Origin of the sequence: Rhodanobacter sp. OR92 (assembly GCF_000427545.1) — a bacterium.
GTDB classification, from domain to species: domain Bacteria; phylum Pseudomonadota; class Gammaproteobacteria; order Xanthomonadales; family Rhodanobacteraceae; genus Rhodanobacter; species Rhodanobacter denitrificans.
The window spans coordinates 285033-307214 of sequence record NZ_KE386556.1 but is presented as its reverse complement, the minus strand read 5'-3'; the positions used below and the strand labels follow the sequence as shown (position 1 = coordinate 307214).

The 22182-nt window shown below is 65.8% G+C and carries 15 protein-coding genes and 1 pseudogene; 8 read left to right on the top strand and 8 right to left on the bottom strand.

The window, feature by feature from the left end:
• Positions 1-149 precede the first annotated feature (149 nt).
• The 4 genes from RHOOR92_RS0113060 (at position 150) to RHOOR92_RS0113045 (ending at position 7099) form a co-directional block, all read left to right on the top strand.
• The gene (locus RHOOR92_RS0113060) at positions 150-1175 is read left to right on the top strand and encodes a ribonucleotide-diphosphate reductase subunit beta (protein ID WP_027490449.1); all 1026 of its coding nucleotides are present in this window, start codon (positions 150-152) and stop codon (positions 1173-1175) included.
• A 235-nt stretch (positions 1176-1410) separates the two neighbouring features.
• Positions 1411-4656: a TonB-dependent receptor gene (locus tag RHOOR92_RS0113055; protein WP_027490448.1), complete on the top strand. Its 3246-nt coding sequence runs from the start codon at positions 1411-1413 to the stop codon at positions 4654-4656.
• 168 nt (positions 4657-4824) lie between these two features.
• Positions 4825-5211 (top strand): BlaI/MecI/CopY family transcriptional regulator, encoded by a 387-nt coding sequence (locus RHOOR92_RS0113050; protein WP_015448942.1) that lies wholly within the window; start codon positions 4825-4827, stop codon positions 5209-5211.
• Position 5212: 1 nt separating this feature from the next.
• On the top strand, positions 5213-7099 hold the full coding sequence (locus RHOOR92_RS0113045) for a M56 family metallopeptidase (protein ID WP_027490447.1): 1887 nt from the start codon (positions 5213-5215) through the stop codon (positions 7097-7099).
• 242 nt (positions 7100-7341) lie between these two features.
• On the opposite strand, the gene RHOOR92_RS0113035 is transcribed toward RHOOR92_RS0113045, so the two are convergent.
• Positions 7342-9678, bottom strand: a complete 2337-nt coding sequence (locus tag RHOOR92_RS0113035) for a S9 family peptidase (RefSeq protein WP_027490446.1) — start codon at positions 9676-9678, stop codon at positions 7342-7344.
• Between the two features lie 215 nt (positions 9679-9893).
• On the opposite strand from RHOOR92_RS0113035, the gene RHOOR92_RS0113030 reads away from it, so the two are divergent.
• Positions 9894-10646, top strand: a complete 753-nt coding sequence (locus tag RHOOR92_RS0113030; protein ID WP_027490445.1) for a glutathione S-transferase family protein — start codon at positions 9894-9896, stop codon at positions 10644-10646.
• A gap of 85 nt (positions 10647-10731) precedes the next feature.
• On the opposite strand, the gene RHOOR92_RS0113025 is transcribed toward RHOOR92_RS0113030, so the two are convergent.
• Entirely contained in the window at positions 10732-11625 is an 894-nt protein-coding gene (locus RHOOR92_RS0113025) for a LysR family transcriptional regulator (protein ID WP_027490444.1), read from the bottom strand.
• Positions 11626-11729: 104 nt separating this feature from the next.
• Between RHOOR92_RS0113025 and RHOOR92_RS0113020 the strand changes: the two genes are divergently transcribed.
• The 3 genes from RHOOR92_RS0113020 (at position 11730) to RHOOR92_RS0113010 (ending at position 14428) form a co-directional block, all read left to right on the top strand.
• On the top strand, positions 11730-12722 hold the full coding sequence (locus RHOOR92_RS0113020) for an aldo/keto reductase (RefSeq protein WP_027490443.1): 993 nt from the start codon (positions 11730-11732) through the stop codon (positions 12720-12722).
• A 149-nt stretch (positions 12723-12871) separates the two neighbouring features.
• Positions 12872-13696, top strand: coding sequence for an NADPH-dependent 7-cyano-7-deazaguanine reductase QueF (gene queF, locus RHOOR92_RS0113015; protein WP_027490442.1), 825 nt, complete (start codon positions 12872-12874; stop codon positions 13694-13696).
• 147 nt (positions 13697-13843) lie between these two features.
• The gene (locus RHOOR92_RS0113010; protein ID WP_027490441.1) at positions 13844-14428 is read left to right on the top strand and encodes a hypothetical protein; all 585 of its coding nucleotides are present in this window, start codon (positions 13844-13846) and stop codon (positions 14426-14428) included.
• An 86-nt stretch (positions 14429-14514) separates the two neighbouring features.
• On the opposite strand, the pseudogene RHOOR92_RS19370 reads toward RHOOR92_RS0113010, so the two are convergent.
• From RHOOR92_RS19370 to RHOOR92_RS0112985, 6 genes and pseudogenes are all read right to left on the bottom strand, one after another.
• A pseudogene (locus tag RHOOR92_RS19370) lies at positions 14515-14679 on the bottom strand (glycerophosphodiester phosphodiesterase family protein); the annotation flags it as partial.
• Positions 14680-14741: 62 nt separating this feature from the next.
• The gene (locus RHOOR92_RS0113005) at positions 14742-17978 is read right to left on the bottom strand and encodes a type I restriction endonuclease subunit R (protein WP_027490440.1); all 3237 of its coding nucleotides are present in this window, start codon (positions 17976-17978) and stop codon (positions 14742-14744) included.
• Positions 17979-18031: 53 nt separating this feature from the next.
• A complete protein-coding gene (locus tag RHOOR92_RS0113000) occupies positions 18032-18331 on the bottom strand; it encodes a HigA family addiction module antitoxin (RefSeq protein ID WP_007512782.1) in 300 nt (99 codons plus the stop codon).
• A gap of 9 nt (positions 18332-18340) precedes the next feature.
• The gene (locus tag RHOOR92_RS0112995; protein WP_027490439.1) at positions 18341-18622 is read right to left on the bottom strand and encodes a type II toxin-antitoxin system RelE/ParE family toxin; all 282 of its coding nucleotides are present in this window, start codon (positions 18620-18622) and stop codon (positions 18341-18343) included.
• Positions 18623-18701: 79 nt separating this feature from the next.
• Positions 18702-19982, bottom strand: coding sequence for a restriction endonuclease subunit S (locus tag RHOOR92_RS0112990; protein ID WP_027490438.1), 1281 nt, complete (start codon positions 19980-19982; stop codon positions 18702-18704).
• The gene (locus RHOOR92_RS0112985) at positions 19979-22054 is read right to left on the bottom strand and encodes a class I SAM-dependent DNA methyltransferase (protein ID WP_027490437.1); all 2076 of its coding nucleotides are present in this window, start codon (positions 22052-22054) and stop codon (positions 19979-19981) included. Before RHOOR92_RS0112985 ends, RHOOR92_RS0112990 begins: the two co-directional genes overlap by 4 nt.
• Between the last annotated feature and the right edge of the window lie 128 nt (positions 22055-22182).

Sequence of the window (22182 nt, the reverse complement as noted above, 5' to 3'; positions counted from 1 at the left end):
TTACAACAGCGAAGCTGGTCATCCAGAGCCTTTGCCCTACATGACATCGCGACGAAAGCCCCAGTCACTGGATCCCGGCTTTCGCCGGGATGACGAGCCAAGAGCATTTGCGCCTTATCGGCTGCGAAACCACACAAGGAAATCCCACCATGTCCGCCCGACCCGCCCGCAACGCCCACATCCTCGATCCCGGCTTCGAACTTACGTTGCGCCCGATGCGCTACCCCGGCTTCTACGAGATGTACCGCAACGCGATCAAGAACACCTGGACCGTCGAGGAGGTGGATTTCTCGATGGATACGCGCGACCTCGACACCAAGATGTCTGCCGCCGACCGCCACCTGATCCAGCGGCTGGTGGCGTTCTTCGCCACCGGCGACACCATCGTGTCGAACAACCTGGTGCTGAACCTGTACCAGCACATCAACGCGCCGGAAGCGCGCATGTACCTGTCGCGCCAGTTGTACGAAGAAGCGCTGCACGTGCAGTTCTACCTCACCCTGCTGGACGCCTACATCCCCGATCCGGCCGAGCGCAACGGCGCATTCGCCGCGATCGAGACGATTCCGTCGATCCGTCAGAAAGGCGCGTTCTGCTTCAAGTGGATCGACTCGATCCAGGATCTGCCCCAGCTGGAAACGCGCGAGCATCGCCGCCAGTTCCTGCTCAACCTGATCTGCTTCGCCGCCTGCATCGAGGGGCTGTTCTTCTACGCCGCGTTCGCCTACGTGTACTACCTGCGCTCTCGCGGCTTGCTGCACGGCCTCGCCGCCGGCACCAACTGGGTGTTCCGCGACGAGAGCGGGCACATGGCGTTCGCGTTCGAGGTGGTGCGCACCGTGCGCGCGCAGGAACCGGAACTGTTCGACGACGCCATGCGCGCGCAGGTCGAGGAGATGATGGAGGATGCCATCGCCTGCGAGACCCGGTTCGCCGAGGACGTGCTGTCCGGCGGCGTGGCCGGCATGTCGGTGAAGGACATGCGCCAGTACCTGGAGTACTGCGCCGACCAGCGTTTCGTCCAGCTCGACCTGCCGAAGAAATACGGCGCGAAGAACCCGTTCGACTTCATGGACCTGCAGGACGTGCAGGAACTGGCCAACTTCTTCGAGCGCCGCGTCTCGGCCTACCAGGTCGGCGTGCAGGGCGAGGTGGCGTTCGACATGGCGTTCTGAGCCGGCCCGCAGATTCTTGCGATAGCAGTGAAGGCCATTTCCCTCGCCCGGACTGTGCAGGTTTGTCACAGGGCGGGATTAGAATGACGCGCCGATCCGCAGCCGGCAGGCAGCAAGCCCTGCAGCTGCGCTCGTCAGAACCGGGGAAAACCATCGACGATCCGATGCCGCCAGGCCCGGTGCATGGCGACCGGGCACGGCGATTCTCCCCGCCGTCCAAACTCAAGGATCACCGATGACTACTCCCATCCACGTCAGAGTGCTGCCGTTCGCGATCGCCTCATTGTTGGCCATGGCGCCGATCGCTGCCCAGAACATCACCACATCCGGCGTCAGCGGCCGCGTGCTGGACGCCCATGGCCAGCCCGTGGCGGGCGCCACGGTGACGATCGTGCACCAGCCGACCGGCACTACCAAGGAAGTGACCACCGACGTCGATGGCCGCTATGCGGCGCAAGGGCTGCGCGTGGGCGGTCCTTTCGAGATCTCCGCGACCAAGACCGGCATGGCCGCCGTGGAGCAGAACAACGTGTTCCTGCAGCTGGGCCAGCCCTCGTCGATCAACCTGAGCATGGGCGCCGGCGAGCAGCAGGCGCGCAACCTCGGCGCGGTCACCGTGAGCGCCTCGACCCTGGCGCAGACCTTTTCCTCGGACAACAAGGGGCTGTCGACCAACATCTCGCAGCGCCAGCTGCAGGCGACCCCGCAGGGCAACCGCTCGATCGACGACGTGGTGCGCCTGGACCCGCGCGTCACCGTGACCGATCAGGGCACCGGCGCGATCTCCGCCTCCGGCATGAACAACCGCTACAACAACATCGCCGTCGACGGCGTGACCCAGGGCGATCCGTTCGGCCTCAACGCCAACGGCCTGCCCTACCAGAAGTCGCCGATCTCGCCCGAGACGATCGCCGAATACAACATCTCCACCGCCAACTACGACACGTCTTCCGACGTGGTCGGCGCCGACGTCAACGCGGTGACCAAGTCCGGCACCAACCAGTTCCATGGCGCGGTGTACTACGCCTATCGCAACGCCAACCACCTGGTCGGCGACGCCGGCTGGTTGCCCAGCGGCAATCCGGGCTACCACTACAAGGGCTACCAGAAGGACACCACCTACGGCTTCAACGTCGGCGGCCCGATCATCAAGGACAAGCTGTTCTTCTTCATCTCGGCCGAGCACGAGAAAACCACCGGCATCGGCGCCGACTCGGCGAACGGCCTGGACGACTCGCTGGGCAACGGGCCGTCCACCAGCAACAAGGTTTCCCCGGGCGACCTGCAGAAGATCATCGATGCGGCCAAGCAGTTGGGCCTGACCCCGGGCACGTTCGGTGGCCCGACCGGGCTGACCTACGACGACAAGCGCTACCTCGGCAAGATCGACTGGAACATCACCAACAATCACCGCGCCAGCTTCACCTTCCAGCGCACCAAGGAACTGCTGCCCGCGGTGGGCGGCAACAGCCCGAGCAGCGTGGGCCTGACCAGCTACACCTATACCAAGACGATCACCACCAACAACTACGTCGCCCATCTGTTCGACGACTGGTCCGACAGCTTCTCCACCGAAGCCAAGGTCGGCTTCCAGAAGTTCGTCCAGGACACCGCTGCGCCCTGGCAGCAGCCAGCGGTGAACGTGAACCTCTCGCCGACCGGCAAGGGCCCGTCGGTGAACCTGGGCGAGGAGCGCTTCCGCCACTACAACCACATCGATACCAAGAAGTTCAGCGTGTTCCTGGCCGGCACCTATTACGCCGGCGACCACGCGATCAAGGGCGGCATCGATTACCAGAGCAACAAGATCAACAACCTGTTCGGGCAGACCGAATTCGGCCAGTACAACTTCTGGGGCATCGACAACTTCGCCGCCGGCAACTACAACTCGTACATCCTGTTTCACCCGGCGCCCGGCTACACGCTCAACGACATCGCCGGCAAGTGGACGTACAGCCAGTACAGCCCATTCCTGCAGGACACCTGGCAAGTCAACGAGCAGCTGTCGGTGCAATACGGCGTGCGCGTGGACATCCCGCATTCCAGTGCGCCGCCGGTCTACAACGCCGCGTTCGAACAGGCTTTCGGCTACCCGAACAACTACACGGTGGGCTCGCGCAACCGCGTGGTCGAGCCGCGGCTGTCGTTCAACTACCTGTTCGACAGCAGCTACAAGACCCAGCTGCGCGGCGGCGTCGGCCTGTTCCAGACCTCGCCGCCCACGGTGTGGATGACCAACCCATACCAGAACAACGGCATCACCCTGCTCTCCTACAACACGTTCGATCCATCGCAGGCGGCGTTCAGTCCGGATCCGTTCAACCAGAACATCCCGGCCGGCGGTGGCGCCGGCTCGATCGATACGATCGCCAGGGACTTCCGCCTGCCGACTGTATGGAAGGCCAGCCTGGCGCTGGACCGCGAGTTGCCGTGGTGGGGGCTGACCGCGTCGGCCGAGTACCAGCACATCCAGGTACGCGACGGCATCCTCTACCAGGCGCTGAACTTCGGCGCACCCACCGGCGTGCTGCCGGACGGCCGCGAGCAGTTCTGGAAGACGCCGGGCGAGGCGCCGGTCTCGAAAGACGCGCTGGCCAACCGGAACCGCGCCTTCAGCACGCAGTCGACCCTGCTCACCAATACCCACAAGGGCAAGTCGGACAGCCTCACCCTGGCACTGAACAAGCCCTTCTCGGCGAACTGGTTCGGCAACCTCAGCCTGACCTTCAACCACGCCACCGACGTCGACCCGGGCACCGACACGATCGCCTACAACGGCTACCAGCGCGTCGCCCGGCTGAACCCGAACTCCAACGTCGAGGCCACCTCCAATTACAACGTGGCCAAGACGCTGAAGGCCTCGCTGACCTGGCAGCATGCGTTTTTCGGCGACTACCAGACGCAGGTGTCGGCGTTCTACAGCGGTCGCACCGGCACGCCGTACACCTGGGTGTTCAGCAACGACGCCAACGGCGACAGCGTCTCCGGCTGGGATCCGGCCTACATCCCAACGGCCAACGACCCGAAGGTCGCCTACGCCGCCGGCACCAGCCAGCAGCTGATCGACCAGTTCCAGGCCTTCCTCTCCAGCGAGAAGTACCTGAACGCCCATCGCGGGCAGGTTGCCAACCGCAACGGCGCCCGCACCGCCTGGGTGAACGAGCTGGACATGAGCTTCTCGCAGGAGCTGCCCGGCATCTTCAAGGGCAACAAGGGCGAATTGCGCCTGGACGTGTACAACTTCCTCAACCTGCTCAACAAGGACTGGGGCCAGGTGCGCAACACCGGCATCTACCCGACCCGCAACCTCGCCAGCTACGCCGGCGTGAACGCGCAGGGCCAGTACGTGTATACGCTGCCGAAAGACAAGAACGGCAACTACCAGCCGCAGCAGCTGCAGGTCTATGACGGCGGCTTCTACGACCCCAGCCGCGTGGTGTCGCGTTGGTCGGCGATGCTGACGCTGCGTTACACGTTCTGACCGATCCGCACGCAACAGCAAGTACAAGAAAACCGGCGCCTCGATGGCGCCGGTTTTCTTTGTGTCGCCACGAGCCTCTGCGGTCCGGCCAATGACCGACGGCCTATTGACTACAAGTGTAGGCAAGAAGTACCGTGACTACACCTGTAGTCAATAGGCGTCACGATCATGCGCAAGCCCACCATCGGCGACCAGGAACTGGCGCTGCTGCACCACATCGACGAATGCGGCACCGCCTCGGTCGGTGAGGTGGCCGCGAGCTTCGGCGAGCCGCGCGGGCTCGCCCGCTCCACCGTGTTGACCATGATGGAGCGCCTGCGCGGCAAGGGCTATCTCAAGCGCCGCCAGCTCAAGGGCATGTTCCGCTACAGCACCGCCACCGGCCCGGGCGAAGTGATGCGCAGCGCCGTGGGCAGCTTCGTCGAGAAGACGCTGAGCGGCTCGGTGTCGCCGTTCGTGGCCTGGCTGTCGGAGCGTGCCGAAGTTTCCGACAGCGAACTGGCCGAGCTCGAGGCGCTGGTGACCCAGCTGCAATCGCGGCGCAAGGAGTCGTGAGATGGACGCACTCAACCATTTTTCCGACACCCTGCTGACGCGACTGGTCTGGACGTCCATCCAGGCCGCGCTGCTGATCGGCGCCGTCTGCCTGGCCGGCCGTCTGTGGCCGCGCCTGTCGGCGGCGATGCGCTGCATGTTGTGGTGGCTGGTCGGCGCCCAGCTGCTGCTCGGCCTGCTGTGGCACGCGCCGCTGGAGCTTCCGCTGCTGTCGCCCGCACCGCTGGAAGCCCCCGCGCCGGTCACGCCGCCCGTGGCGTTCTTCGCCACGCCGGCGACCGCCGACGCCGCGCTGCCGTCGATCGCTTCGCCGGCCACACCGGCGCCGTCCTGGCGCACCGGCATCGCCCTGTGGTGGCTGGCCGCCGTGCTGTTGCAGGCGCTGATCGCGCTGCGGCAAGGGCGGCAGGCACGCCGCGTGCTGCGCGAATCGCAGGCCTTGCGCGATGCCTCACTGCAAGCGCTGTGTACGCGGCAGGCGCGGCAACTCGGCTTGCACCGCTGTCCACGGCTGCGCGTCTCGAACGCGATCGTCTCGCCGCAGGTGACCGGCCTGTGGCGACCCACCGTGCTGCTGCCGACCGGCCACGCGCTCAGCGCCGACGAAGCGGCGATGGCGATCGCGCACGAGCTGGCCCACCTGCGCCGCGGCGACCTGTGGCTGGCGTGGGTACCGGCGCTCGCGCAGTGCCTGTTCTGCTTCCACCCGCTGGTGCGCTGGGCCATGCGCGAATACGCACTCAACCGTGAATCGGCCTGCGATGCGCAGGTCCTGCGGCAGGACCACGCCGCGCCACAGGACTACGGCCGCCTGCTGCTGCGCCTGGGCGTGGCGCAACCGATGCACGCCGGCCTCGCCGGCGCTTCCCCGTCGTTCCACAATCTCAAGAGGCGACTGACCATGCTGCAACAAACCGTGAACCAGCCGTCGTCGCGCGCACGCGGCTGGCTGCTCGTCGCACTGATCGCCCTCGTCGGCGTGCTGCCCTATCGTGTGACGGCGGCCGGCGCGGACAACACCCCCGCCACGCCGGCTTCCGCGCAGGCAAGCCTGCTGCCGCCACCGCCGCCAGCCCCATCTACCCCTCCGGCCTTGCCAACCCCGCCGCTGCCCGCTCCTCCAGCCTTGCCAACCCCGCCTCCGCCGGCTCCTCCAGCCACACTACCCCCACCGCCGCCGCTGCCACCCGCCCCGCCGCACGACATCAGTGGTCTGCGCGTCCACCACGCCAACGTCGCCATCCATACCGACGCCAGCGAAGGCTTCGCGCTGTTCGACGGCGATGCGGCCATCGTCAACGGCAGCGACGTCGACCTTGCCGCCGCGAAGCGCCTGCAGCGGGACGGCAAGTCCACGCTGTGGTTTCGCCGTGGCGACAAGGCCTGGCTGATCGACGACCCGGCCTACGTGCAGCGCGCCAAGGCCGCCTACGCGCCGGTCGACGCCCTGGCCAGGCAGCAAGGCGAACTGGGCGGCCAGCAAGGTGCGCTCGGCGGCAAGCAGGGAGCCTTGGGCGCGCAGCAGGGCGCGCTGGGCGCCAGGCAGGGGCAGCTCGCCGGCCAGCGCGCCATGCTGGCCAGCCGGCAAGCCACGCTCGCCGCGCAATCCAGCCAGCATGAACGCTCCGCGGAAACGCAGGCGAACCGCGCCAAGCTGGAAGCCAGCGAGCAGGAACTCGATCAGCAGCAGGAAAAGCTCAGTCAGCAACAGTCGGCACTGGGCCGGCAGCAGGCCGAACTGGGCAAGCAGCAGGAAGCGCTTGGCGCGCAACAGGAAGCACTGGGCAAGCGCCAGCAACAGGCCACCAGCCAAGCCAGTCAGCAGATCCGCAAACTGCTCGACGAAGCGATCGCCAAGGGCGTCGCCAAGCCGACGAGCCTGCGCTGACCGGAACCTCGGAGCCTCACCCTCTGACCTCCAGCAAGACCGAACGCATCGCCTTGCTCCCTCCCCTGCTCGCAGGGGAGGCCGGGGTGGGGTCGCTCTTCATCAAGCCCAGGATCAAGAGCGTCACCCCCTCCTGCCCTCCCCCTGCTGCGCAGGGGGAGGAACCGGACGTGTTGCTTCTACTTCCATCCCGCAAGCGAAGAGGAACACAGACAGCGGTATCTCACATAACTCACAACCACTCAGCGCCAGGGCCACGCCTTCAGCTGGTACTCGTGCGGCGGCGTGTTGCCGGCCAGGTACTGCACGAAGTAGTCCCAGCGCCGGCGAGTGGCGTACGGAGTCGCCTCGGCGTAGCCGTGGTGGACGTTTGGAATCAGCAGCAGGTCGAAATCCTTGTTCGCCTTGATCAGCGCATCAGCTACCAGCAGGGTCTGGTAGGGCGGCACGTTGTCGTCCATCGTGCCGTGCACCAGCATCAGGCGGCCCTTCAGGTTCTTCGCGAAGCTCTGGTTGGCCTGCGCGTCGTAGTTGGTCTTGCCGTCCTTGTCGGTGACCAGCAGGCCCTGCCATTTCTCGGCCCAGTCGTCCTCGTAGTTGCGGTTGTCGTGGTTGCCGCTTTCGGCCCAGCCGACCTTGAAGAAGTCCGGGTAGTGGAACATCGCGGCCGCGGTGGCGTTGCCGCCGCCGGAGTGGCCCCAGATGCCGACGCGGTCGAGGTCGATCCACGGATAGCGCTTGCCGAGTTCCTTCAGGCCGGCCACCTGGTCGGGCAGGGTGTTGTCCTCGACGTGCTCGAAGTAGGCGTCGTGGAACGCCTTGGAGCGCCACGGCGTGCCCATGCCGTCGATCGCCACCACGATGAAGCCCAGCTCGGCCATCGCCTGGTGGTCGGCGCGCGCGGCAGAGAAGCTGCGCCCGCGCACCGAACCGGTCTGCGGGCCCGGGTAGATGTAGTCGATGATCGGGTATTTCTTCGAGGGATCGAAGTGGGTCGGCTTGAACATCATGCCGTACAGGTCGGTCTTGCCGTCGCGCCCCTTCACCGTGAACGGGATCGGCGGCACCCAGCCGGCGGCCTTCAGGCGCGCGATGTCCGTGCTGGCCACGCGGGCCAGCTGGCGGCCATCAGCCGCGCTGCGCAGCACGGTGACCGGCGGCGTGGTCGGGGTGGAATACGCATCGACGAAGGCCCTGCCGTCCGGCGACAGCGTGACGGTGTGGTCGGCCGCTTCCGGCGTCAGCAGCACCGGCTTGCCGCCGTCCAGGCTGACCTTGAAGAACTGCTGGTAGTACGGGTTCACGCCCGTGGTGCGGCCGACGCCGCGGAACCACACGGTGCGCGTCTTCGGATCGACCTTCAGCAGCTCGGTGACGTTGCCCTCGCCCTTGGTGATCGCGCGCTTGAGCTTGCCGCTGGTGAGGTCGTACAGATACAGGTTGCCCCAGTTGTTGCGCTCGCTGAACCAGATCGCCTCGTTGGTCTCCGGCAGGTAGCGCCAGTTGACCGCGCCGTTGCCGCTCTCGTAGTACGTCGGCACCACTTCCTCGAACACCGTGCGCACCTTGCCGGTGTTCGCGTCGGCGATGCGGAACCATTCGTGCCTGTGGTCGCGCGAGGTGGAGACGAAGGCCAGGGTCTTGCCGTCGGCCGCCCACTTCACGTCGTCCCAGCCGCCGTCGGGGCCGCAGCTGACGTCGTCGCACAGGGTGGAGCGATGCTGGTCCGGCGGCATCTGCAGGCGCAGTACCTTCTTCGCCGCCACGTCGACGATGACGCGCTCGATCATCGTCACGTCCTTGTCGCCGACCAGCGGGTACTTCCACTGCTCCAGCTTCGGATGGCCGAGGTTGGTGCTGACCAGGTACATCTCGCCGGTCTTGCGCTGGTCCTGCTGGAAGGTGGCGATCCGCTTCGAATCCGGCGACCACTCCACGATCGCGTTGTCGGTGTGCTTCCAGCCGGCGTTGTCGGTGGCGTAGCCGAAATTCTCCACCCCATCGGTGGTGAGCTGGGTCTCCTTGCCGCTGGCGACGTCGCGCAGCCACAGGTTCCAGTCGCGGATGAACGCCTCGCTCTGCTTGTCCGGCGACAGCGCGCCCGGCTCCTTGCCGGTCTTCGCCAGCGCGGCACGGTCGACGCAGCTCGCCTCGACGGCGGCGAGGTCGCACACGTAGTGCTTGCCACGCACGGCGATATCGACCCGCCCGTCCGGCCTCGCCTCGTAGCCGGTCACCGGCAATTTCTCCGCATCGACCGGCTTGCCGCCGGCCTTGCCCAGCGCCACGGCCAGTTTCGCCTGGTCGAACAGCGGCGCGGTCTTGCCACTGGCCGCGTCCATCCGCACGAAATGATCGCCGGCGGCGTCATGGTCGACGTACCAGAAGTGACCGTCGTCCAGCCATTCGACCTTCGGCACCGCGTGGTCGACCAGCGGCACGGTGTTGTAGCTCATGAAGCGCTCCGCCCGCGCGTAGTCGTCGGCGCTCAGCGTGCGCGCCTGCGCCGCGACACCGGCCGACAAGGCGCCCATGACCAGCGCGCCGAGCACGCGCGAACTGCCGGTTTTCGAACTCATGCTGCGTTCCCCTTGCGGAAGCGGATCTGTGCGGTTGCCGACCCTGGCGCGGACTCCCTCGAATGACCGATGCTAGCGCGGGCATGACCAATGGCACCCATGCCATTGGTCCCGATCCGGCCCCATGCGCCAGCGCATGGACGACTGTCCCCTGCGCTTGACGCGCAGGCGTCGGCCGTCGCACGCTGCGCCAAGCGTGTTCCCGGAGCCGCGTCATGTCGCAGCGCCTCAGAGTCATCGGCAATTACATTTCGCCCTACGTGCGCAAGGTGCTGGTGTGCCTGGAGCTGAAGGGGCTGGAATACGAGGTCGACCCGATCGCGCCGTTCGTCGGCAACGACGAATTCACCCGGCTCAGCCCGCTGCGCCGCATCCCGGTGCTGATCGACGGCGGACTGGAGCTCAGCGACTCCTCGGTGATCTGCCAGTACCTGGAGGATCGGCAGCCCTCGCCCTCGCTCTACCCGCGCGACATCGCCGACCGCGCCCGCGCGCGCTGGCTGGAGGAATACGCCGACACGCGGCTGGCCGACGGGTTGATCTGGCGGCTGTTCCACCAGCTGGCGATCAAGCGCCACGTCTTCGGCGAAGCGCCCAATGAGGCGGTGGTGCAGCATGCCCGCGAGGTGGAAATCCCCGCCGCGCTCGACTACCTGGAGCGGCAGCTGCCGGATGACGGCTTCGTGTTCGGCGCGCTGTCGATCGCCGATATCAGCATCGCCAGTTTCTTCCGCACCGCCTCGTTCGTGCGCTACACGATCGACGCCGAACGCTGGCCGCTGGCCACCGCACTGGTGGCGCAAGTGCAGGCGCTGCCGGTGTTCCAGAAACTGGCCGGCTTCGAGGATTGCATGCTGCGCCTGCCGCTGGCCGAGCAGCGCGGCGCCCTGCTCACCGCCGGTGCCCCGCTGACCAGCGACACGCTCGGCACCAGCGCACCGCGCCCCGGCCCGCCGCGCGCCTCGTAAGACCACGCCACCTGCCGTGGAAGCGCACCCTGTGCGCGATGGTTTCCGGTCATGTGACGATGAGCATCACGCACAGGGCGCGCTCCTACGCCGTCGTCAACTCCACCAGCCAGTCGACGAACACGCGCAGCCGCGCCGGCATCTGCCGCTGCTGCGGGTACAGGATGGTCATCGGCAACGACGGTGGCGGGTGCGCCGGCAGGATCTCGCGCAGCCGGCCGTTCTTCAGCGCATCGACGATGCGGTAACGCGGCATCTGCGCGATGCCCAGGCCGGCCTCGCAACAGCCGAGATAGGCATCCACGCCGCTGACGCTGACGCAGCCCGGCAGCGCGATCTCGCGCAGCTTGCGGCCGACCATGAATTCCAGGGGCTCCGCGCGGCGCGTGGTGGGCGACACCCAGTTCACTGCCAGGTGGCCGTCCCGCAGCGCGGCCAGCGCATCGGGCAGGCCATGCCGGCGCACGTAGGCGGCGCTGGCTACGGTCACCTGCTCCAGCATCGCCACGCGACGCCCGACCATGCCCGAATCGCCCAGCTCGCCGACGCGCAACACGCAATCCACGCCCTCGCGTACCAGGTCGACGAAGCGGTCGCCGGTGCCGATGTCCAGCTGGATCTGCGGGAAGCGCGCGAAGAAATCGCGCAGCGCCGGGATCACCAGCAGGCGTGCCAGCGACGCCGGCAGGTCGATGCGCAGGCGGCCCTTCGGCTGCACCCGCGCCTCGCGGAAATCCGTCTCGACCTCGTCCACGTCGGCCAGCAGGCGCAGGCAATGGCCGTAATAGGTCTCGCCGTCACGGGTGGCGCGCACGCGGCGGGTGGTCCGCTGCAGCAGCTGCGCGCCCAGCCGCGCCTCCAGCCGCTTGATCGCGTGGGTGACGGTGGCGCGCGGCAGGTTCAGGTCGTCCGCCGCGGCAGTGAAACTGCCCAGCTCGACGATCCGCGTGTACAGCCGCATGGCTTCGAGCCGGTCCATTGCGATTGTTGTCCCAGTTTGAATGGTCATGGCCATTATTGAGCATTTATCCGGCGATCGTCATGGCGCACCATGCGTCCACCCCATCTACCGGAGCGACCCGCATGCAGACCCGCACCCTCGGCAGCCACGGCCCCCGCGTCTCCGCCCTCGGCCTTGGCTGCATGGGCATGAGCGCGTTCTACGGCGCGCACGACGACGCCGAATCGATCGCCACCATCCATCACGCGCTGGAGCGCGGCCTCAACCTGCTCGACACCGCCGACATGTACGGCCCACACACCAACGAGGTGCTGCTGGGCAGGGCGATCAGAGGCCGCCGCCAGCAGGCCTTCATCGCCACCAAGTTCGGCATCGTGCGCGATCCGGACAACCCGCAGGCGCGCGGCGTCGACGGCCGCCCGGAGTATGTGCGCGCGGCCTGCGATGCCAGCCTGCAGCGGCTCGGCATCGATACCATCGACCTGTACTACCAGCATCGCGTCGACCCGGGCGTGCCGATCGAGGAAACCGTCGGTGCGATGGCCGAACTGGTTGCCGCCGGCAAGGTGCGCTACCTGGGCCTGAGCGAGGCCTCCGGCGCCACGCTGGAACGTGCGTGCAAGGTGCACCCGATCGCCGCGTTGCAAAGCGAGTTCTCGCTGTGGACGCGCGACCCGCAAACGAACGGCATGCTCGCCGCCTGCCGCAAGCTCGGCGTCAGCCTGGTCGCCTATTCGCCGCTGGGCCGCGGCTTCCTCACCGGTGCGATCCGCTCGCCGGACGATTTCGACGCCGACGACTACCGCCGCGGCAGCCCGCGCTTCATCGGCGACAACTTCACCCGCAACCTGCAACTGGTCGAACAGGTGAAGACGCTCGCCGCCGACAAGGGCTGTTCGCCCGCGCAGCTGGCGCTGGCCTGGGTGCTGGCGCAGGGCGACGACGTGCTGGCGATCCCCGGCACGCGCCGGCGCAGCCGGCTGGACGAGAACCTGGGCGCGCTCGACGTGCGGCTCGGCGCCGCCGAGTTGAAAGCGATCGACGCCGTGTTCCCGCCGGATGCGGCCAGCGGCAGCCGCTATGTCGAAGCGGGAATGCGGATGGTCAATGCGTAAGGCCGAAATGGGGAATAGCGAACCGACAGAGCCGGGGCCCGCTCGCGGGTGATGCTCTTGCTTCTGCGGGTCCCAAATCCCGAATCCCCGCTCCAAAGGCATCGCCCGCGATGCGGGCTCCAGCAGGGGCGGCGGGGTAAACTTGGAGGATGAGCACCCCCGAACATTCCCCGCTCGGCAAGGACACCGTCTACGCCGACCGCTACGAGCCGCGCCTGCTGTTCCCGATCCCGCGCGCGGACAAGCGCGCCGAGCTCGGCATCGCCGAGTCGCTGCCGTTCCACGGCGTGGACATCTGGAACGCCTACGAATTGTCGTGGCTCGACCCGCGCGGCAAACCGCAGGTGGCGCTGGCCGAGTTCCGCGTGCCGGCGGCGTCGCCGCACATCATCGAATCGAAGTCGTTCAAGCTGTACTTGAACGGCTTCGCGCAGGAGCGCCTCGCCGATGCCGCCACGCTGGCCGCCACCCTGATGCGCGACCTGTCCGCGGCGGCCGGCGCGGTGGTCGGCGTACAGTTGCGCGAGGCGCGCACCGACGCGCTGCCGGTGGTCGATCTGGACGGCCATCTGCTCGACACGCAGGACATCGCGATCGACCACTACGGCCCACCGCAGGCCGATTTCCTGCAGGCCGACACCGCCGCGGCGCCGGTGGCGGAGACCGTGCTCTCGCACCTGCTGCGCTCGAACTGCCCGGTCACCGGCCAGCCCGACTGGGGCAGCGTGCAGATCGCCTACCGCGGCGCGCCGATCGACCACGCCGGGCTGCTGCGCTACCTGGTCTCGTTCCGCACCCACAACGAATTCCACGAGCAGTGCGTGGAACGCATCTTCGTCGACCTGATGCAGCGCTGCGCGCCGCGGCAGCTCAGCGTGCATGCGCGCTACACCCGCCGCGGCGGGCTGGACATCAACCCGTTCCGCAGCAGCACGCCGGCCACGCCCGGCAATCTGCGCACGGTGCGCCAGTAGCGACCGAGGCGCGTGTCGGCACCGCGTGAAATCCGGCGCCGGCGGTTCCCTCCGGTAATCGCCGCTTCAGATCGACGGCGCTAGCCTCGGCAGCCTGAGTCCAGGCCATGGAACGGCATCTGCCACGTCATCGACACCGGAGTTCCCATGACACCATCCATGCATTCCCTCGCGCTGTACGGCGCCGTGCTGGGCAGCCTGCTGTGGCTCGGCGGCTGCGGCAAGCACGAGTCGGCGCCGCCGGCACCGGCATCGGCCAGCACCGCGCCGGCGGCCGCCGCCTCCGCACCGGCCGGCAGCGCCACGCGGCCGCCTGCCGGCGCCGCCTCGGCCGCTGCGGCCCGCGCAGCAAGCGTCGCCCCGGCGATCGCGCCGGTCACCGCGCCCGCTCCGCTCAGCGTGGCCAAGCTGACCCTGGGCAGCGCGGTGAACGCCGACCATCAGGTAATCCGCGCCAGCAACAGCTTCGCCACCAGCGACAAGATCCTCTACGCCAGCGTCGCCACCGAGGGCAGCAGCGGCGGCGCCACGCTCAACGCGAAGTGGAGCTACCTGGAAGGCCAGGGCCAGCTGGTCAGCAGCATCAGCCAGTCGATCGCCACCGACGGCCCGGCCATCACCACGTTCAAGGTGCAGAACCCCGACCTGTGGCCGGAAGGCAGGTACAAGGTCGAGATCTCGCTCGACGGCAAGCCGGTGGCGCAGCAGGATTTCGCGATCAAGAAGAGCTGACCTCGCCCGATCCGGCATGCACGAAGAGGCGCCTGCAAGGCGCCTCTTCGCGGTTCAGTGCCCGTCCAGCGCCTTGCGCCCGATCGCCGGATCGTCGCCAGGTCCGGCTCGACGAAGTCGGCGCCGTCGGCGATCGCCTTCGCATACGAAGCCAGCGTGTGCTCCGGGCGCAGCGCGCTGGCACCGCGATGGCCGATCACCAGCACCCTGGCGGCAAGCGGTCTCTCGGCTGAAGAGGTGGCAACGGGCATGGAAATTCCGACCTGTGATAGCGACGCTCAGCAACTGGGGCGATTGTCGTCCATGGAGCGTTCTACGCCGCCCACTTCTGACCCCGGCTGGCGTATTCCATCATCACCTCGAAGACCCGGTCGCATTTCTGCTTGAACAATGCGCGGTCGTAACTGGATGGCAAGTCGGCATCCAGCACGGTCACCACTGCGTTGCGCACCGCCTCCTGGGTCTGACGATCCTTGAACCAATCCTGCACCAGCACCTTCGGGCTTTCCTCCAGAAGGCGGTGCAGCAGGTGGCGCGCGGCCAGCTTCACTTTCTGCGTTTCGTCCTTGCTGAGCCCGTCCTGCAGCAGCAGGTCGTACAGCTCCAGCTCGTCCTCGGTAAGCCCCTCGCGAAGATGTCGCTCGTCCTCGGCCTTCAGGTCGCGGGTGAATTTCAGCAACTCCTCGAAATACTGCTCATTCGACGAGCCGCCTGCGTTGTAGCTGTCGATGATCTGCTGCAGGCGCTGCGCGAAATCGGCGCGCGTGGCATTGGCCTGCAGCATCTGCTCCAGCTTGCGGGCGATGAAGGCGCGCAGGTCGGCGATCTCGATGTTCTTGTATTCAGTGGCGGTGAACTCGGCGCGCAACTTGTCGAAGTCGATCCGGCTGAGGTCCCAGACCCGGCCCTTCTGCACGATCTGGTAGACCGGGCTGGCGCGATCGGCCTGCCAGCTTCCCGACTGGCGATCCACCACCACGCTCTGATCCAGCAACTCGCCGACGCGCCGGGCCACGTCATCGATGTCGGCCTCGCCGATGGCGCTGTCGATCACCCCGCGAAGATACTGGAACACCGCCACCTGGCGCGTCACCGGCCGGCCCAGGATCTCCGGCTTGCTCGCCTCGTACAGCGCGCTGATGCTGTTCTCGTAGACGTTGAACGACCTGCGCCATTCGTCGTTCCCGAGCAGCGTGTCGGCGAAGCGGCCGAACTCGCCCACCTTCTCGAACACGTTCGCCTGCGCCAGCACGTTGTCCAGCTCGACGCCGCGTTCCGCGCAGAACGTCCGGCCCTGGGCAATCGCCTCGTCCAGCAACACGAACAGCTCATCCTTGGGCTGGACCGGCGGCCGCTCCTCGTCGCTGTCGCCCTGCGCGTAGTCTCTCAGCGCCCGCTTCATGTTGCGGAACACGTTGTAGTAATCGACGATCTCGCCGTTGCGCTTGGGCACGCCGCTGATCAGCCAGCTGGTCACGCGGTTCGCGCGTGCGATGGTCTGCATCAGGGTGTGATCCTTCATCGGCTTGTCCAGGTACAACGTGGACACCGTGGGCGCGTCGAAACCGGTCAGCCACATCGCGCAGACGAACACGAGCTGCAACGAATCGCCGGGATCCTTGAAGTTGTATTCAATGTCATGGCCGTTCGCGTCCAGCCGGCTCATGCGCGATCGATGCAGTTTGATGTCCAGCTTCTGCTTCGCGAACTTCTCCTCCTCGCCGGCCTCCTCGCTGACGATCACCGCCATTTCCACGCCGCGCATATATTCCAGCCGCTTCTTCAGCCGCGCCTTTTCCAGCTCGTCGGCCGAGCCGGCGATGCGCCCGACCAGCGCCTTGACCTCGTCCTTCCACAGCGCCTGCACCTTGTCGTGCATGCGCAGGGCGGTGAATTTGTCGAGCGAGATCACCATCGCCTTGCCGAGATAGCCGCGACGCGGAAAGTGGCTGACGATGTCGCGCGCAATCGCCTCAAGCCGGTCGTCGCGCTTGATCACCTCCACTTCCCTGGCGAAGCGCTGCTCCAGCTTGGCCTGCTGCGCTTCGTCGAGGTTCTCGTCCTCCAGGATCTCGTAGAACTCCTCGCTCAGATCCTCGTTCTGGATCAGCACCTCGGGCACGCGCTTGCAGTAAAACAGCGGCACCGTGGCACCGTCGTCCATCGACTGCTGGAAGTTGTACTCGGACACGTAGCCGCCGAACCAGGTCGCGGTCTTGCGCTCGCGCCCCAGCAGCGGCGTGCCGGTAAACGCCAGGTAGTTCGCGTTGGGCAGGCCGGCGCGCATGTTCTCGGCCAGGCTGGCGTACTGGGTACGGTGCGCCTCGTCGATGATCACCACGATGTCGGCACGGTCCGACAGCAGCGGATACGCCGCGCCGGCGGCATAACGGAACTTCTGGATCAGGGTGAACACCAGCCGCTTGTTCTGGCCGAGGAACTGGCGCATCTCCGCACTGTTCTTCGGCTGCGCCGCCGCGGCCTGGCTGACCGTCTCGGTGTTGAGGAAGTTGCGGTAGATCTGCCCGTCCAGGTCCTCGCGATCGGTCACCACCACGAAGGTGAAGTTGCCGGGCGTGCGCCGGAAGATCTTGCGCACGTAGAAGATCATCGAGAAGCTCTTGCCCGAACCCTGGGTGTGCCAGAACACGCCGAGCTTGCCGTCCAGCTCGGCGCGCCGGTCGAACCGCTCCAGCGCACGGTTGACGCCGATGAACTGGTGGTTCTGCGCAATGATCTTCTGCGTCTGCTTGTGGAACAGGATGAAGTTCTCGACGTAGTCCAGCAGCCGTGCCGGCACGAACAAGCCGTCGATCACCCGCTCCAGGCTGGTGCCGTCCGCGCGGATCTGCTCGCGGTCGATCTTCTCCTTCTCGTCATCCGGACGCAGCCAGGTGAAGAAATGCTCCCACTCGGCGGTCAGGCTGCCCACGCGGGTGTCCAACGCGTTGCTGAGCACGCAGAACGCGTTGCACAGGAACAGCTGCGGAATCTCGTGGCGGTAGGTGGTGAGGTTGTCGGTATAGGCGCTCTTCAGCGCGACGTTGGAATTCTTCAGCTCGATGAATACCAGCGGCAGGCCGTTGACGTACAGCAGCACGTCCGGCCGGCGGTAGCCGCCACGCTCGCCCTTGATCCACAGCTGCGACACCGCCAGGAAGTCGTTGCGCGCCGTGTCGCGGAAGTCGATCACCCGCAGCCGCTCGTACTGGCGGCGCCCCTGCGCATCGTCGAACTCCACCGCGATACCGTGGCACAGCAGGTCGTAGACCTCGCGGTTGGCCATCACCGCGGTCATCGCGGGTCGCCGGTCGCACAGCCGCTCCAGCGCCTCATCGAGGACGGACCCCGGCAACTCCGGATTCAGCCGCCGCGCCGCCGCACGCAAGCGATCGAGCAGGATCACCTCGCTCTTGTCGGCACGGCCCGAGCCATCGGCCAGCTGATCCCGTTCGGCGGTGTGGCAGTTCAGCACCGACCAGCCCGACGACGCGGTCAACCGGTCCAGCAAAGCCTGCTCGATCTGGTCTTCCGTTATCGGGTTGGGCATCGGCAAGCTTTCCTTGCAGCAGCTGTCAGTTGACGATAATGCGCTTGCGTCAACTAGGCGGCTGCCTGATAGGGCGTGATTTTCCTCAGCGCGCCGCCGATGCTGTCCTGCGCGCACTCGATGTCGTAGCGCTGCTGCAGGTTCAGCCAGCTCTGCGCGTCATTGCCGAAATAGCGCGCCAGCCGCAGCGCGGTATCGGCGCTGATGCCGCGCCGCTCGCGCACGATCTCGTTGATACGTGCAGGCGTGACTTCGAGGGCGCGGGCCAGCGCGTTGGACGACAGCTCCAGCGGCAGCATGTATTCCTCGCGCAGGATCTCGCCGGGGTGGATGGGTGGCAGTTTGCGGGGCATGGCAAATCCTCAGTGATAATCGACGATCTCGACCAGGCCCGGGCCGTCGGCGGTCCACACGAAGCACAGCCGGAACTGGTCATTCACACGAATGCTGTGCTGACCCTTGCGATCGCCGGCCAAGGCTTCCAGTCGATTGCCGGGCGGCACCCGCAGATAGTCCAGTTGGGTCGCCGCATTCAACAGCTCCAGCTTGCGCCGCGCCGCCGCCTCGATCACCAGAAAGCGCCGCACCCGGCGTCGCTCGAACAGCGCCTGCGTATCCTTGCAGCAGAACGACTGGATGGTCATGGCTTATAGTGTATCGGAAAGCGATATGGCGCAAGCGCCGATGACTCGCGATGCCCCATGGCGCGCTACGCGCCAGCGGTCAGCCCGCCGGCATGCTGGGTGGAAACTGGATATCGAGCTCGTCCACGCGCAGTTTGCCGGAGATCAGGCGGGGGAGGATCAAATCTCGCGAAGCTTCCAAGGGACCATTGGCTTTGGACAAGGTGTCGATTTGCTCGAAGATCGGTTCGATGATTGCACTGAACTGATCGCGCAAAATCTCAGGGGGCATCGTAATCCTCTGCCGGGTCACCAAGTCGGGCTTGAGATGCAGCACGTTGGTGCCGTTGGCAAACTCCTTGATGAATTCACCAAAGCCAGACAAGCGCAGATAGCTGTAGAGGAACGAAGCCGAAATCGTCTTGGGTACCAGCTTGATGACATCCATGGAAATCACGGCTCCATGAACTCCAAAGTCCGGGACGCGAGCGGCGCGACCAATCACTTCACGGCCCTGTGTCATATCTGTGACCGCCATGACAATGTCGTTTTGACGAACCAATTGCTCAGGCTTGTGACGACCGGAAAACCGCTTCAGTCCATCAGCACGATACCCACCACCACGATTGAACGACTTCAGGGTGATGAAGGGAGCTTGCTTTGGATCATCAGACAGTTCTTCGCTTGTATAAGACTTTCCCCGCATATATCCAAAAAATTGAGATGCAAGCTCCGTTTCCCAACCGAGCGGCACGCCCTTCAAGAATTTTGCCTGCTGATAGCCGGGAAAGCGGAAGCGGACGAACCATTCGCGGTAAAGCTGTTCGGCCATCCGCTCCAGCAATGCAATCCGTCGCCGGTTGTTCTCGATCAGGTCATCGTAGGCCGATAGCACCGCTGCGATCTTTTTCTGCACAGCGCAGTCGGGAATTCGGAAGCGGAAGCTCAGCAATTTCTCGACGCTGAGATTGTCTTGCGTCGTTCCCTGCGAGATCGCCCGGATTCTCTGCTTGTACGTGTCCAGGCAGTATTTGACGTACTTCGCGTCGGATTCTTTGGGATCGGCTGTAAACCCGATGATGCTGTCCGGAAAGCATGCCGGCATAGCCAGAATGGCCGTATCAGCGATGTTTGCCGCAATCGTGATACACAATGTGCCCGGTGGCCAAAGCTTGCTCTGGGCTAGCCCTTTCTCGTTGTACGTCTGGTCGAACTCGCGCAAATAGAAAGGCGCGGCTTTCACGTCACCAGTCTGGACAAAAGGGTATGCCCCGCCGTAAAGCTGCGGGTCGTTTCGGGGTCGATGCCTCGATTTCCCACGTGCGACTGATCCAACTTCGATCAGTTGCTTGAACTCATTTTTGCGCAACACCGAACTCACGCCATATCCACGATGGATTTTAGGTTGCTGCTGATGAGATCTTCCAACGTGCGGGCATCCTCATTCAACTTTGCAAACTCTTCGTTCATTGCCAGCAGCTCAGCGACAAACTCCTCTTCAGTCTTTCCATCCTCCTCGATCACCACGCCCGCATAGCGCCCGGGGTTGAGCGAATATTCCTGCTCGGCCACCTCGGCCGGCGTCGCCAGCTTGCACAGACCGGTGACGTCTTCGTATTCGGCATTCGGAAAACGCTCCTGTAGCCAGCGCACATGGCCGAACCAGTACTCGGCACGGCGCACTTCCGCGTGCAGCGCATCTAACGCGACCTTGAGTGCGCGGATGTCGCGGCCCGTGCCTCCGCGCCGACCTTCGGCCTGGGCAGCATCGGCCAGCTTCTTCTCGTGCGCCCGCACGCGCTTGTCGAGCTGCTTCAAGTCAGCATGCAGCGCGACGAAAAACGGATCGCAGTGCTCGCGCAACCCGAGTTGAGCGCGGTTGCTGGCTTCGGTCGACGCACTGGCCTCGGCCTTCGCCCGGTACTTGGCGTAACGCGCCAGCAACGGCTTCAGCGCGGCCCATTCGGCCTGCATCGCCGCCACCGCCTGCTGGCCTTCGGCATCATCCAACACCGCCAGCAGCTGTTCGGCCAGCGGCGCGATCTGCGCATGGCTTTCGGCCAGTGCGGCGAAGCCGGCGGCGAAGTAGTCGTCCACCGCCTCGATGAACTCGTGCCGGTCGCCCAGATGCAGCTGGCTGATCAGCGCCAGGTTGCGTACCTGCTCGTCGCTGAACTCGCGGTGCGCGCGGTCGATCTGGGTGAACACGTTGCGCGCATCGATGAACAGGATGCGGTCGTCGTCCTTGGCCTTGTCGAAGAACCACAACGTGGCCGGCAGGGTGACGGTGTAGAACATGTTGGACGGCAGGGTGAGCATGCCGTAGATCAGGTTGGCCTCGATCAGCGCCTTGCGGATGTCCGCCTCGGAATGGCGCGCGTCGCTGGCCGAGTTGGCCATTACCAGCGCGGCGCGGCCGCGTTCGTTGAGCGAGGTGGCGAACAGGTTGATCCACAGGTAGTTGCCGTTGGGCACGGTCTGCTTGCCCTCGTCGGCCTTCTTCACCTTGGTCTTGTTGCGCGGGATGCCGTAGGTGTTGAAGCGGCGGTCGCCCTCCACGCTGCCCAGCGAGACGTCGTCGACATTGAACGGCGGATTGGCCAGCACGTAGTCGAATGCGCCGAAGCTGTCGTGTGGATCTTCGTAGTAGGTGTTGGCCTGCTTGATCTCGCCGCGCAGGCCGTTGACGGCCAGGTTCATCTTGGCCAGCTTGACCGTTTCGAGCGTCTTCTCCTGACCGTAGACGTAGATATCCGCGCCGCCCTCGGCGGTGTCGCGACGCTGCTGCTCGATGAAATGCGCCGACTGCACGAACATGCCGCCGGAGCCGCAGGCGGGGTCGTACATGGTGCCGCCATGCGGCTGGATGATGCCGACCATCAGCCGCACCACCGAGCGCGGGGTGAAGAACTCGCCGCCACCCTGTCCTTCGGACATGGCGAACTCGCCGAGGAAGTATTCGTAGATCTGGCCGAACATGTCGCCATCGGCGTCGGCCGGGATGTCGGCGAAGTTTTTCAGCAGCTGGCGCGGGATGCCGCGGTTCTGCTCGGAGCGGGTGAGGCGAAAGTATTCGTCCTGCGGCAGCACGCCGGCCAGCTCGGGTTTGTACTGCTCGATCGCCTGCATCGCCAGCTTGATCGCCCGGGCGATGTCCTGGTCGTCCGGCAGGTTGAGCAGGTAGTCGTAGCGGGCGTGCTCGGGCAGGTAGAAGCCGCATTGCTCGATGGCGATGGCCGCCAGCTCGCGTTCGGCACGCTTGCCCTTGTGCTTGCCGTATTCGGCGAGGATCGCCGCCTCGTGCTTGCGGTAATTGTTGTCCGCGAACTTCAGGAAAATCAGCCCGAGCACCGGCGTGGAGTACTCGCTGGCCTTCAGGTCAGAGTTGGCACGCAGGCTGTCGGCCGAACGCCACAGGTCGGCTTCGAGTTTTTTGAGCTGCTCTTTGGTCATCGTCGCTTCTTGGGCTGGGTGATGCGCCTGGGCGCTTGCGCCACGGGCATGGTCAAGGCGGCTCCATTCTCGACGCGAGAGGCACGTGGTGGAAACCGCCCGATGCCACCCATTCTCCGCGATCACGG